This window comes from Paraclostridium bifermentans (assembly GCF_964259345.1).
Classification (GTDB): Bacteria; Bacillota; Clostridia; order Peptostreptococcales; family Peptostreptococcaceae; genus Paraclostridium; species Paraclostridium bifermentans_B.
This window is the reverse complement of the sequence record NZ_CAXVJR010000004.1, coordinates 272,766-286,832: the sequence shown is the minus strand read 5'-3', so window position 1 is coordinate 286,832 and position 14,067 is coordinate 272,766. Positions and strand designations below refer to the sequence as shown.

Annotated in this window: 16 protein-coding genes; 1 reads left to right on the top strand and 15 read right to left on the bottom strand. The window is 26.0% G+C overall.

Features of this window, described 5'->3' with window-relative positions:
• Positions 1 to 39: 39 nt before the first annotated feature.
• Positions 40 to 750 carry a hypothetical protein gene (locus tag ACEXNK_RS09830; RefSeq protein WP_373600309.1) on the bottom strand — a complete coding sequence of 237 codons (711 nt, stop codon included), beginning with the start codon at positions 748 to 750 and terminating at the stop codon, positions 40 to 42.
• Between the two features lie 171 nt (positions 751 to 921).
• Here ACEXNK_RS09830 and ACEXNK_RS09825 point away from each other — a divergent pair, with 171 nt between their 5' ends.
• On the top strand, positions 922 to 1,602 hold the full coding sequence (locus tag ACEXNK_RS09825) for a lysoplasmalogenase family protein (protein WP_373600310.1): 681 nt from the start codon (positions 922 to 924) through the stop codon (positions 1,600 to 1,602).
• Between the two features lie 59 nt (positions 1,603 to 1,661).
• On the opposite strand, the gene ACEXNK_RS09820 is transcribed toward ACEXNK_RS09825, so the two are convergent.
• The 14 genes from ACEXNK_RS09820 to fdhD form a co-directional block, all read right to left on the bottom strand.
• On the bottom strand, positions 1,662 to 2,132 hold the full coding sequence (locus ACEXNK_RS09820) for a GNAT family N-acetyltransferase (protein WP_373600311.1): 471 nt from the start codon (positions 2,130 to 2,132) through the stop codon (positions 1,662 to 1,664).
• Between the two features lie 52 nt (positions 2,133 to 2,184).
• Positions 2,185 to 3,339 (bottom strand): ABC transporter permease, encoded by a 1,155-nt coding sequence (locus ACEXNK_RS09815; protein WP_373600312.1) that lies wholly within the window; start codon positions 3,337 to 3,339, stop codon positions 2,185 to 2,187.
• Positions 3,340 to 3,352: 13 nt separating this feature from the next.
• Positions 3,353 to 4,513 (bottom strand): ABC transporter permease subunit, encoded by a 1,161-nt coding sequence (locus ACEXNK_RS09810; protein WP_373600313.1) that lies wholly within the window; start codon positions 4,511 to 4,513, stop codon positions 3,353 to 3,355.
• A gap of 12 nt (positions 4,514 to 4,525) precedes the next feature.
• Positions 4,526 to 5,683: a hypothetical protein gene (locus ACEXNK_RS09805; protein ID WP_373600314.1), complete on the bottom strand. Its 1,158-nt coding sequence runs from the start codon at positions 5,681 to 5,683 to the stop codon at positions 4,526 to 4,528.
• 12 nt (positions 5,684 to 5,695) lie between these two features.
• The gene (locus ACEXNK_RS09800; protein ID WP_373600315.1) at positions 5,696 to 6,577 is read right to left on the bottom strand and encodes an ABC transporter ATP-binding protein; all 882 of its coding nucleotides are present in this window, start codon (positions 6,575 to 6,577) and stop codon (positions 5,696 to 5,698) included.
• A 12-nt stretch (positions 6,578 to 6,589) separates the two neighbouring features.
• Entirely contained in the window at positions 6,590 to 7,453 is an 864-nt protein-coding gene (locus ACEXNK_RS09795) for a hypothetical protein (protein WP_373600316.1), read from the bottom strand.
• Entirely contained in the window at positions 7,413 to 8,000 is a 588-nt protein-coding gene (locus ACEXNK_RS09790; RefSeq protein WP_373600317.1) for an RNA polymerase sigma factor, read from the bottom strand. The genes ACEXNK_RS09795 and ACEXNK_RS09790 overlap by 41 nt, the downstream gene beginning before the upstream one ends.
• A gap of 156 nt (positions 8,001 to 8,156) precedes the next feature.
• Entirely contained in the window at positions 8,157 to 8,642 is a 486-nt protein-coding gene (mobB, locus tag ACEXNK_RS09785) for a molybdopterin-guanine dinucleotide biosynthesis protein B (protein WP_373601592.1), read from the bottom strand.
• Positions 8,643 to 8,657: 15 nt separating this feature from the next.
• The gene (locus ACEXNK_RS09780; RefSeq protein ID WP_373600319.1) at positions 8,658 to 9,233 is read right to left on the bottom strand and encodes a molybdenum cofactor guanylyltransferase; all 576 of its coding nucleotides are present in this window, start codon (positions 9,231 to 9,233) and stop codon (positions 8,658 to 8,660) included.
• 23 nt (positions 9,234 to 9,256) lie between these two features.
• Positions 9,257 to 10,462, bottom strand: a complete 1,206-nt coding sequence (locus ACEXNK_RS09775) for a molybdopterin molybdotransferase MoeA (RefSeq protein WP_373600320.1) — start codon at positions 10,460 to 10,462, stop codon at positions 9,257 to 9,259.
• 273 nt (positions 10,463 to 10,735) lie between these two features.
• Positions 10,736 to 11,257 carry a 4Fe-4S dicluster domain-containing protein gene (locus ACEXNK_RS09770; protein ID WP_373600321.1) on the bottom strand — a complete coding sequence of 174 codons (522 nt, stop codon included), beginning with the start codon at positions 11,255 to 11,257 and terminating at the stop codon, positions 10,736 to 10,738.
• The gene (locus ACEXNK_RS09765) at positions 11,257 to 12,633 is read right to left on the bottom strand and encodes a [FeFe] hydrogenase, group A (protein ID WP_373600322.1); all 1,377 of its coding nucleotides are present in this window, start codon (positions 12,631 to 12,633) and stop codon (positions 11,257 to 11,259) included. The genes ACEXNK_RS09770 and ACEXNK_RS09765 overlap by 1 nt, the downstream gene beginning before the upstream one ends.
• Positions 12,634 to 12,655: 22 nt before the next feature.
• On the bottom strand, positions 12,656 to 13,207 hold the full coding sequence (locus ACEXNK_RS09760; RefSeq protein ID WP_373600323.1) for a 4Fe-4S dicluster domain-containing protein: 552 nt from the start codon (positions 13,205 to 13,207) through the stop codon (positions 12,656 to 12,658).
• A 44-nt stretch (positions 13,208 to 13,251) separates the two neighbouring features.
• The gene (fdhD, locus tag ACEXNK_RS09755) at positions 13,252 to 14,058 is read right to left on the bottom strand and encodes a formate dehydrogenase accessory sulfurtransferase FdhD (RefSeq protein WP_373600324.1); all 807 of its coding nucleotides are present in this window, start codon (positions 14,056 to 14,058) and stop codon (positions 13,252 to 13,254) included.
• Between the last annotated feature and the right edge of the window lie 9 nt (positions 14,059 to 14,067).

The following is a 14,067-nucleotide window of genomic DNA, read 5'->3' as shown; positions in this document are numbered from 1 at the left end:
TGTTTTATAACACAGTCCTTTTTTATTTTAACTTATTTATTATTTTTTTATTTTCATTACTAATCCTTCTATATCCATAACTCTATCTAAGTAGTACCATTTACATTCAGTTCCTATTTTAGCATACTTATCTTTTTTATTGTAGTTAGGAGATTTCTTTGTATAGAATTTAAATTCTTTCTTTCCATCTTTCTCTATAGTTTCATATCTTAGATTATCCATGTATTTAGCTTCTAAAAATCCATATACTTGAACTCTTTTTATATCATATATATCTTTTACTAAGTATTTCTTAACAGGATGTTTTTTATTTTCAACATCTAGGTTTAAGTGTACTCCTACATAGTAATTAGCTCTTTCTTTTGATTCAAACTCTCTCTTATCTACTATAAGTCTATTATGTATATTTTTATCTATACAAGTTTTTATTTCAATTTTATTGTCTTTTAAAGTTTCTGGTTTAATTCCTCTATATTTAAGATAATTTAATACTCCACACTCACCAATTTTATTGGCAAATATAATTTGCTCCCCTATTTGTTTTTGTAATTTTTCATCTTTTATAGTTGATGGTACTAATTTTTTATAGTCATTATATTTTTCAACACACTTTTTTGCATATGCTTTACACTCTTTTACTTGATCTTCAGTTATATTTACTGATTTACTTATTAATGTATCATATTTATGTTTTATTTTTACATTTTTTACGTTTATTAAATACTTGCTTTTTGCGTTTATATAAGTCACTTTGATATCTCCTTAATTCTTCATTAGTTTTTCACATACTATACATTACATCAAAGTTGTTTTATTTTCAAGAACTATGTTTGTTTAATAACTTCAATTTGTAATTTTTATACACTAAATACATATTATGTTATTATATTTATGTATAAATAATTTAAGGGAGAGGTTTTTATGACTTATTTACTAGTAACTTTGATGTTAGTATCTTTAGCTATCTTATTATATTTTACATACAATCCATGTAAAAACTATGCTGGAATTTTTAAAACTATAACAAGTTTATTGTTTGTATCTATATCTATATCTGGATATATAGAGTATAGTGGAAACTTCAATTATTTTGTATTGATTTTAATTGGACTTGTTTTTTCTTTATTTGGAGATGTTTTTCTTATATTTGAAAATGGAAATTCAACTTCTATGAGTAAAGCTTTTGTTTATGGTCTTTTAAGTTTTAGTTTAGCTCATGTATTCTTTTCAATAGGATTTATTTCTATTAGTAGTTTTAATTTTTCAACTATAATATATACAGTTTTAATGGCTTTTGTTGCTTTAATAATTCTAAAATCTATAAAGAAGATTGATTTTAAAGGTGCATTTGGATACGTAGCTTTTTATTCTGTAGTTATAAGTTTTATGTTTACACAATCTTTAAACTTATATTTTAATAGTAGTATTAATAGCTTTTATATATTATGGGTTACAGTTGGCGCACTTTTATTTGTATTATCAGATTTAATATTAGCTTTTAATTATTTTTATGAAGGTTGCCATAAGATAGTTGGTGTATTTAATCTTTTAGTATACTTCAGTGCACAACTTCTTATAGCTCTAAGTGTTGCTTATATATAGTTTATCTATATACAAGAAAGCTTCTTTTAATTTTAAAATCAAAAGAAGCTTTCTTAAACTTATAAATCTTTTAAATACCACATATCACATGCATAATGTTCCGTTTCTATAAGTGGTTTATCTAATTGTTTAAATCCATTTTTTAAATAAAACTTATTTGCTCCAATCATATTTTCAAAAGTTTCAATATAGCATTTATCGTAATATGATTTTGCAAATTCTAAACTCAAATCAAGTAGTTTGCTTGCAAGTCCCATTCCTCTAAATTCTTTAAAGCAATACATTTTTTGAAGTTCACATACTTTATCTAACCCATTTAGTGCCCCAATACCACATCCTGCAATTATTTTATTGTTATACTCTACTACCCAGTACTTAGATTTATCATTTTGATAAATTTGATAAAACCTTCCTAAGTCCGGATCACTCCATGCACAACCTGGTTTATCTGCACCAAACTCTATTAAACAAGTTCTAATTAAGCTTTCTACTTGTTTATTATCTCTTTCCTCTATTTCCCTTATAATCATCTATATACCCCCCCTTAACTTATAAATAAGTATACTATATAGTTACTTTAAATTAAATAACTTGTTTTTTTCCTATCCTATTTATAAGATATAAAACTATAGGTATACTAATAACTCCTATTGTAAGTAGTATATTTAAGTATAAAGTTGGATTCGAAAATATATTGTATGTACTTATATCCCCAAATGTAGCTATAGGTCTCATTAGATTGTAAATATTCATTTCTCTAAAAATTCTAGATGAGGTATATGTAGGCATAACTTTAGATATAAACTCAGGTCCTAATAACGCTGCTATACTTATTGCAAATGCTGTTAAATTATTTTTGCTTATCAATGATATTAGCATAACTATTAATGTAAACAGTATGACCCCTATAAAACTTACTAATAATCCTAATATATAGAAAGTTGATATGTTTATATTATAAGGTGTTCTTTCATACATGAAGAAAAAGTTTAATGGTACATCCCATCCATCAAATTTATGTAAAGCTAATATTAATACTTGTATTCCATTTATAATTAAAAAAGTTGTAGTGGAAAATGTAAGTCCTGCTATTACTTTTGCCCATGTCAATTTCTTTTTCCCATTTTTAGAACTCAACACTATAGGGATTGTATTACTTTGATAATCATTGCTAAATATTGTTGACACAGATACTATAATTAAAATGGCTATAAATATAGGGGTTTTAACAAATTCAGTAGCTTGTTCCCATCCAAATTTAAAATAATATTTTGGAGCTTCTCTTTTGTCTATCAAATCTTTTACATACTTAATATTTTTATATTCATAAGTGTTTGTTTCTCCATCTTTTTCCATTCTATCTATTTCTTTTTCTATACCTTTATATTTATATTTACTCCCATTTATAACATAATCTGGATTTAAATTAATATGATAGTCAATCATAAAAAAAGTTGGTATCTTTTCTGCATCACTTATTTTTTCCCCTTTGTTATATCTTGTCCTTATATCTCTACCATTTTTTTCAAATTCATCCATTTGCTTTCTAGTTATAACCTGGCCTTCATAATCTTTGCCTATCTCTTTTATTCTACTATAACTTAAATCTTTTTCCTTTACTTCTGTATATTCATTTATTGTAGGCATTATTGATATAATTACAGAAGCTAATATTAATACTAATACAATCTTTCTTGAAAATATTTTATATATCTCAAATTTTATTAAGTCTATCATTTTAATCTCTCCCTTATTGTAATACCTGTTTTTTACCTAATTTATTTATAAAGTATAAAACTGTCGGTATGCTCACAATGCCTATTGTAACTAATACATTTAAGTATAAAACTGGATTTCCAAATATATTATATATACTTATTTTTGAAAACAAATTCGTTGGAGCTATTAAATTTTGTATATTTAACTCTGTAAATACTTTTTGTAAAATTTCTATTGGCATAACCCCACCTATAAATTTGGGTCCTAGTAGTAAAGCTACACTTATAGCAAAAGATAACATATTATTTTTACTGATTAATGATACTAACATTACTAATAGAGTAAATAGTATAACTCCTATAAAGTTTATAACTATACCACTTATATATAAAGTTCCTATGTTCATAGTTACATATGGAGTTAATCTATAAAATGCCATAAGATTTATTGTCACATCCCAATTCTCAAATCCATTCATTGCTGGAAGCAAAGTCTGTAACGCAGTCATAATTAAAAATATAGTTATTGAAAATGTAAGTCCCGCTATAATCTTTGAAATAGTTAATTTTTTCTGTCCATATTTAGTACTTAAAACTATTGCAGCTGTATTACTTTGATATTCATTACTAAATATTGTGCATATCCCAACAATAATCATTATAGCCATACACATTTGAATTATATAAAAATCAACTGCCATTGCCCACCAAAACTTAAATTCATATCTTGGAGTTTTTTGTTTTGATACCAAATCATAGGCATATTTAAGTTCTTTATATTCATAGCTATTAGTAGATTTATCTTTTTCTAACTTATCAAGACTAGATTCCATAGATTTTAAATCATACATTTTATTATTTAAAATATAAAATGTTGCTGGTGTAAAATAATCATTTCTTATAAATGTACATGCTTTGTTATAATCAGATACAACTTCCCCTTTATTGTATTTTCTCATAACTGTTTGATAATTATTTTCTAATTTTTCAGATTCTTTAGGTGTAATAACTTGATTTTCATAATTTTTACATAATCTTTTTATATCATCGTAACCACTAAAGCCTTTTTTATTTATATCTATATAAAATACTGCTGTACTTATTAAAGGCACTAACAACCCAATTATTATTAAGGCCATTACTATTTTCTTAGAAAAAATCTTGTAGAGCTCAAATTTAACTAATTCTTTCATTTTAATCTCCCCCTATTGTACTACCTGTTTTTTTCCTAATCTATTTATAAAGTATAAAACTATCGGTATGCTTACAATAGCAATTGTAATTATTACATTTAAATATAAAACTGGATTTTCAAATATGTTATAAGTGCTTATATTTGAAAATATACTTGATGGTCCTATTAATTTTGCTATATTTAATTCTGCAAAAACTTTGGTTAAGTTATACGTAGGCATAAATCTTCCTATAAAATCCGGACCTAGTAATATAGCTATACCTAATGCAAGAGATACAAGATTATTTTTACTTATTAATGACGCTAACATGATAAGTAAAGTAAATAGTAAAATACCTATAAAACTTACTATTAATCCACAAATATATAAAGTCCCTATATTAATATCATATGGAGTTCTAACATAACTCTGTAAAAAGCTCATTGGCAAATTCCACCCTTTAAATCCATGTATAGCAAGTATTATTATTTGTATTCCATTCATAACTAAAAATACAAAGGTTGAAAATATAATTCCAGCTATAACTTTTGCTTTTGTTAGATTCTTCTTTCCATTTTTAGAACTTAATACTATTGATACAGTATTACTTTGATATTCATTGCTAAATATTGTACATATTGAAACAAGTATTAATATAGCCATAAATAGACAATTTATATTAAAATCAGTTGCTTCTCTCCACCCAAATTTAAAATAATATTTTGGAGTTGACTTTTTAGCTACTAAATCGTGTATGTATTTAAGTTCCTTATACTCATAAGTATTGCTTGCACCTTCTTTTTCTAACTTATTAAGTTCTTTTTTCATCCCATCAAAATTATAAAATTTTCCATTTATAAAATAATCAGGATTAACCCATAACATATAATCGTCCATCCCAAATGATTTTACTTTTTCTTTATCAGTTAATGTTTTTCCTTTATTATAATCTCTGTATAACTCACTAATTTCTTTTTCAAATTTATCTACTTTTTTTTCTGTGATAATATCTCCTTCATATTCTTTACCTATCTGTTGGATACTTGAATAAGTTAACCCTTTTGATTTTATATCCAAATAACTTGTAACTGTATCTGATAAAGATGCTATTATACATCCTATTAATAATATCCATACTACTTTTTTAGAAAAAATCTTATATAGCTCAAATTTAACTAATTCTTTCATCTTTAATTCCTCCTATAAATCAGTATTGCTATCAAAGTAGTATAGGAACAAATCTTCTAGGTTAGGATTTTCTTCTATAACTTCTACTCCATCAATTAATGGACTTTCATCTCCAACAACTCTAACTATAATCTTTTCATGGTCTCTTATAATATTTGAAATTTTAAACTTGTGTTGAATTTTATGTAATAAATCTTCTTTTATCTTTAAACTATGTACTTTACCTTTAATACTATCTAATATTTCACCTGGAGTAGCTTTTTCAACTAATTCTCCATTTCTCATAATTAATATTTCATTTGCTATAAACTCAACATCAGATACTATATGTGTTGATAATATTACAATCTTGTCTTTTGAAATCTCTGCAATTAAATTTTTAAATCTTATTCTTTCATTAGGATCTAGCCCTGCTGTTGGTTCATCTAATATTAGTATTTTGGGGTCATTTAAAAGAGCTTGAGCTATACCTAATCTTTGTTTCATTCCCCCTGAAAATTTGCCTATTTTTCTTTTTCTATCTTTTTCTAAGTTTACAAATTTTAAAAGTTCATCTATCTTCACTTTAGCTTTATCTTTGTCTATTCCTTTTAACGTTGCCACGTACTCTAAAAACTTTTGTGCTGTAAAGCTTTTGTAAAATCCCACATCTTGTGGTAAGTATCCTAATACCTCTCTGTAGTTGGCTCCTAGGCTTGTTTTATTTTTACCATTTAAATAAACTTCTCCATTTGTAGCATTGGATACATCTGCAATTATTCTCATAAGAGATGTTTTTCCTGCACCATTAGGTCCTAATAGCCCATATATTCCACTATTTAAAGTTACACTAAAATCATTTACTGCAACCTTATCCTTAAAAGACTTTGTTATATTTTTTAATGTTAATTCCATAATTTATCTCCCCTAAAAATCAAATTTTCTATAGTCTATAAAATTTATACTTTTTTTGTAAAATACTTTTAGTGCAATAGCCGTTAATATTCCTAGTATTATAACTACTGAAAATAGTTTTAAATTACTTACATTTGCAATATTCTTAAAAGTATTGCTATCAACCATATTTGAACATATCACCCATATTCCTGTAGATAAAGCTATACTATTTATACCTCTACATATAGATGCTGTTACTAACGAAACAATAGATATAAAACAAATTGGTATTAAGCTTGTGTTTATTAATTTTAATAAATTAACTTGTGAATAAGTATTAGATAATATAAAGCTCATCGCTAAACTTATAACTATAGATGTAATTCCTATTATTATTAATTTTGCAAATACTATTTCTCTAAAAGAATACTTAAAACTAAGTTCTAGTTCCCATACTCCATCTTCTTTTCCTCTTAATACTTCTACAAGTCCTAATATCACTGGAATAGGAGAAATTGTGTAAATAGCTACATAAGGATTTAAATTATACCTTACGCCTCCTATTACGCCTCCTAATGTAAGTAGTAGTGATGCTATTATGTAGAGTTTGTTAAATAGCTTAAATTGTATTTTAAATAGTTCTACATTACTTTTTATTTTATTTAATAAATATGTACTGTTTTTCTCTACTATATTTTCATTTTTAACTTCCGGCATATATTCTCTTAATACTTCTATGGTTAAATCAATTTTATCTTCATCTACCTTTTTTACAACATAACTATCTAAAAAATTTTCTATATCCAACAAATCTTCTTCTAACATATTTTCAAATTCATAGTCATCTATATCATCATATCTCATGTCGTTTATCTTTGATGGTATTTTGCTCATAATTATCACCTCCAAGTAATTTTTTTAAGCTTTTTACTCCATTGAATAACCTTGATTTTATAGTGTTTTCATTATCGCCTGTGATCTTACTTATTTCTTTGATTTTTAAATCATTGTAGTATTTAAGTATCACAGCTTCTCTTTGAAGCTTAGGTAGTTTTTGTATAGCTTCTTTTATCTTAAAAGCTTCTTCCTTCTTAGATAAAATATCTACCACATTGGTTTTATCTTCTATTTCATGGTTTGAAATATCATAACTTGTACTTCTTTGTTTATAAGTTTTGCTTTTAAAATAATCTTTAGTTGTATTAACAGATATTTTTAATAACCAACTTTTAAAATTTCCACTTTCTATTTTGTATTTATCTATATTTTTCATTACTTTTATGAATACATCTTGGGTTATGTCATAGGCTACATTGTAATCACTCGTATTTCTATATATAAAACTATGTACTAAGTCATAATATCTTTTTACGAGAATTTCCATGGCACTTTCATTTCCTCTTAGTATTTCTCTTATTAATTTTTCATCCGACTGTGGCAATTTTATCCCCCCTTCCACTTATATAACGAAGTTACTTTACAAAAGGTTTTATTTTTAACTATTTTATTTTACCAAATTTTTACTTTTATTGTTTTTATAATAACAATAAAAAACATCCCTCTAAGTATTAAACTAATAATTAGAGAGATGTTTAATTCATTTTAATCTTTTTATTATATTTGCGATTTCTTTATAATTATTTATATCAACTACTGGTACTAAAGCCTCTTTATGATCTATATCACTAGCTATTGCAATTAATTTATCTTTTGGAGTTATTATTTTTTCACTGATATTACTTCTGAAAACTTCTATTTTTTTATAAATACTATTTTTATATCCTTCTATAATTATAAAATCAGTATCGCTTGCCATATTTATTATATCTTCTAATTCTGTTTCTTGTGTTAGTTCTTTAATCATTGCTAATCTATTTTTAGATGATATAAAAATTTGACTAGCTCCAGCTTCTCTATGTCTGTATGTATCTTTGCCTTCTTTATCTATGTCAAATCCATGTGAATCATGTTTTATAGTGCTAACCCTATATCCACTATTTATTAACTCTTTGATTACACCTTCTATTAATGTAGTTTTCCCAACACCTGAACAACTAGAAATAACATTTACCACAACGGGCATCTTATCAACCCTTTCCTATATTTCTTGACTTTTAATTTCACTGTACTCTTTCAATGTATTTATATTAGAAAATTCTTTATTGCATTCTATTTCTACAATTTTTACGTTCAAGTTTTTTATTAAATCTAAAATTTTATAGTTTCCTTTGTCTATCATATCTTTCATTTTATCTAAGCAACTTTTGCTATATACACTACTTAAAACTTCATATGTATTTCCTACCTTACATATAAGAGCATCCTCTTTGAAATCTTGACTCCCTAAAAAATTTAAAGTTTCTTTACTTAAAAATGGCATATCTGCAGCTACTACAAGTGCATGTTCATTTTTACAAACTTTTAAGCAAGAATATATCCCCCCAATAGGTCCAATGTTTGTTATACAATCTTTTACTAATTTTGATTTATCTTTTAAATATTCATACTCATTATCATTATTACAGGATATAATTATTTCATCGTAATCACTTAATTGATCTATTATTATATCTATAAATCTTTTATTATTAAAAGTTAAAAATGCTTTTGTTTTATAATTCATTCTAGAGTTTTTTCCACCAGATAAAATTATAACACTCTTTTTTATTTTCATATTTTAATCACCAGTTTCTACATCTATAATAAAATCACATCTACTTCTTGTTCTTTATTAAGAGTTGTATTTTTTTTAACCTCAATTAAGCCATTACTATTTATCATTGTATGAATTTGTCCAGGGCTTTGATATACGTAATCTATGTAAACTTTATTTATATCCATTTGTTGTATATTCACTCTTAAAAACCTTCTCTTATTGCTACATCTTAAAAATTCATCTTGCATAATACCTTTTATTTTCTTGTAATTTATGTCTTTACAATTTAACATCTTACTTATTATAGGTCTTACAAATAGTTCAAAAGTAGTTGCTGCAGCTACTGGCGTTCCTGATAAAGCAATTAATAATTTATTTTCATCATTTTTTGCACCAAGCATAGGAGACCCTGGCTTTATATCTACTTTGTGAAATAATATATTATACCCACATTTTATAGCACATTGCTTTAGAATATCTTTTTCTCCAACAGAAACTCCGCCCGTAGTTACAATTATATCGCAATCTTCACTTGCTTTTTTTAACACATCTATTATATGTTGTTCATCATCCTTTGCTACATCAAACATAATAGGTTTTGTTCCTAACTCTAATAATCTTGAGTTTAAAAAGTATCCATTACTATTATATATTTTACCTAAGTTTAAAGTTGTTCCTGGATTTTGTATTTCGCTACCAGTTGTAATTATACCTACTACAGGTTTTTGATAAACTAATGCTTTATCTATTCCAAGAGATGCTAGAGCCATAATATGCGATGATTTTACAATTATATTTTTTTCTAAAACCATAGTATTTTTTTTAAAATCCTCACCTTTATGACAGTAATTATCATATGGATTATGACTTGTATATACTTCAATATAGTTTTCATAAGCTTTACAATTTTCTTGTTTAACTACACAATCAGCCCCAATTGGAATATGTGATCCTGTCATTAACCTTACACATGTTCCATCTGTAATAGTCGCTTTAGATACATCTCCTGCATATATCTTATCAATTACTTCTAATCTTATAGGATTATTTTTGCTTCCATTTTTTATATCACTTGCTTTTATCGCATATCCATCTAATGGAGATTTATCAAAAGGAGGGTTATCAATTGGTGAAAATATATCTTGTGCTAATACTCTATCTTTTAAATTATTTATAAACTCCAACTCTTTTTCTTTTTCATTTGTATTTTTTAAAAGTAAGTCCAATGCATCTTCAAATTTTATCATAACTAATACCTCTATCAACTATCTTATTTACTACAAAGTAAACTGATTTATTTTAATATAGTTCAAATTTTTGTAACATAATAAATTTTAATCTTTGATTTGAAAGCCTATATATTATTTTATATATAACTTTTAAAAAACCTTCTTTTTTTGATATTTTATAACTAATTTCTTTTTAATATTTCTAAAAATATGTAAATATTCTGTATAAAAATAATACAAGTCCCTCTTAATGATTAAATGCATATTGAGGGACTTATATTTAATAAATTTTTATAAATTTTTTATCGCTAATTTTCTTTTGTTTTTAACTTCAATATCTATATCATCTTCTTTAACTATTTTAAAAGCATTTGTAGGACACACTCTTACACAAGCAGGTCCTTCATCTGATTCAATACATAAATCACATTTATTAGCTACCATTTTCTCTCTAAAATAAAGTTTATCTTCACTTATTTCATTTAGAGAAGCCATATCTATTGCACCTATAGGACAGACAATCATACAAGTTTTACATCCTACACACTTTTTATAGTCTATTTTTATTGTGTGGTCAACTTTTTCTATAGCATTATATATACAAGCTTTCGCACAAGGTGCATCTTCACAATGTCTACATTGTATTGGAGCACTTACTTTGTCAGTTTTTATAATATCAAGTTTAGGGTTGAAATTTATATTATTAAATTCTTTGTAGAAAATATCTTCTTCACTATGAGCTACCACACAAGCTATCATACAAGTTCTACAACCGATACATTTATTAGGATCTGCTATTACGAAGTAATTCATTATTTTGCTCCTTCCTTTTTAACACAATATTTTGTGTGAAGTAAACTGTGAGATTTCTCGCTTAATGGTTTCTCCAAAAATTCTTTATATATTTTCTTAATGTCTGGGTTATTATGTGATTTTCTTACTTCTAGGTTTGCGTCATGATTATACGTTGATTTAGTTCTATTTTGATATGCTAATTGTCTATACTCCTCTAGTAAAACCTTAGGTTGACCTCCTCCACTTACACAACCTACTGGACAGGTCATAACTTCTATAAAGTCTAAATCTAGCTTATTGTTTTGTAAATCTTCAAGAATTGGAATTACATTTTTTAACCCACTAACAATTCCAACTTTTAAATTTAAATCTCCAACTTTTATAATTGATTTTTTAAATCCAATATTTTCTCTTACTTCATATATCTCTAAGTTTGGTATACTTTCATTAGTTATAAGTTCATAACCTGTTCTTATGGCAGCTTCCATAACTCCACCTGTTACTCCAAATATAGTGGCTGCTCCTGTATAGTTCCCCAATGAATCATCAAACTTTTCTTCTTTCAAATTTTTAAAATCAATTCCCATATCTTTTATTAAATATGCTAACTCTCTAGTTGTTAAAACAGCATCTACATCTTTATATCCACTGCTATTCATTTCTTGTCTATTGCATTCAAACTTTTTACAAGTACATGGCATTATAGAAACACTAAATATTTTACTTGCATCGATATTATTTATTTGTGCTCCATATGTTTTAAACATAGTTCCCGCCATTTGTTGAGGTGATTTACATGAAGATAAATGATTTGTTAAATTCGGATAATTATCTTCCATAAATTTTACCCATGCAGGACAGCATGATGTAAACATAGGTAAATTTTCACCTGATTCTATTCTTTTTATAAGTTCACTACCTTCTTCCATTATAGTTAAATCAGCTGCAAAATTAGTGTCATATACTTTATCAAAATTTAATTTTTTAAGTGCAGCTACCATCTTTCCTGGTGTTAGGTATCCTAATTCATAACCAAAATCTTCTGAAAGTGCAACTCTAACGGCTGGTGCACATTGAACCATAGTGATTTTATCTGGATCATTTAATGCTTGCTTTACTTTTTCTATATCACATATGTTATTAGCTGCAAATACAGGTTCTTTTATACATTCTGGTAAATGTCTTTCTTTCCTTTTAGATTCTACAAATTCATATCCCCTATCTTCTACTGATGCATAAGATTTGCAAACTTGTACACATTGACCACATAAAATACATTTTTTTTCATTTATTTTCTGAGGCTTACCATCTTGACCTTCTATAGCATCTACTGGACAAACTTTAACACATTCTCTACATCCTGTACATAAATCTTTGTCTATACTTACTATCATTTTATTCCCCCCTTTGTTTATTTTATTTGTTAGTCATAAGTAAACTTAATGCTGCTTGCTTATTTTTTTCTTTTTTATTTTCCATAGGAGAAATTAACTCTAATGCTTTTTGTGGACAAGCTTCTATACATGCTTTTTTTTCATTATCTTTGCATAAATCACATTTATAAGCAATCTTATTACTTTCATCAATGATTCTTTGCTCCACTTCTTTTCCATCATTATACTGTGGGAGTAAACTTATTGCTCCAAAAGGACATGCTAATAAACAAGTCTTACAACCTATACAAACTTCTTCATTTACTATCATGGTATTATTTTCTTTTTTTATTGCTTTTGCTGGGCATACATTCAAGCACGGAGCATCTTCACAATGTCTACATTGTATAGGCATACACACTTTATCGTCTTTTACTAAGAAAAGTCTAGGTATTACTGGTACTTCAACTGTGCCTACTGTATATCCAATATTATTATTTTTATTGTGAACTGCAAAACATGCTAATTCACAAGCTCTACATCCAGTGCATTTATTAGGATCTGCTATTACAAATGAACCTAATCTACTTTTCATATTCCCCTCACCTTTCAATAATTAATATAAATCCAACTTAATTTCTATAATTTAATTCCTTTTAAAATAACTCTTTGTGAATTTGTATAAATATTCATTCTTTCTCCCCTTACAAACCCTATGAGAGTTATATTTAATTTTTTTGATAGTTCTATTGCTAAATTAGTAGGTGCTGATTTTGATATTACTATAGGTATTTGCATTTTAGCTGCTTTGGATATCATCTCTAAAGATATCCTTCCACTTACTACTATTACCTTATCCTTTAGAGATATTTCATTTAATATACAATGTCCAATTGCTTTATCCATAGCATTATGCCTTGCTACATCTTCACATATAATTATTTCTTTATCTTTGTCAAATATAGATACACTGTGAACTCCACCAGTATCCTTAAATAATTTTGAATAAGTTAAATTTTTTTCCATAATCCTATATACAGTATTTGTATCTATAACAATATCATTTTCTATAGCTTTACATTTTATATAATCAAAACAGTTCAAGTATATATATTCATAGTCTATAGAGTCTTGTTTCTTAATTATATTTACTCTTGCAATTCCATCTTCTTTTTCTACTTTAAAATCTAAAATATCATTTTTATTATTTATATATCCCTTACTAGCCAAAAAACCAGCTATAAGTTCTTCCATATTATACGGTGTACATAAAAATGTATTTATGTGTTTATTATTTAAAATAAGGCAAAGAGGATATTCTCCAATTACATTTTCATCAATCTTATTTAAATTTGAATCTTCTATTTTTATTATAGGTGTTTTAATAAAGCTATCCTGAACATATTTTATTAAATAGTTTTCTTCTTTTGTATATATGTTTTCCATTTAATTTAT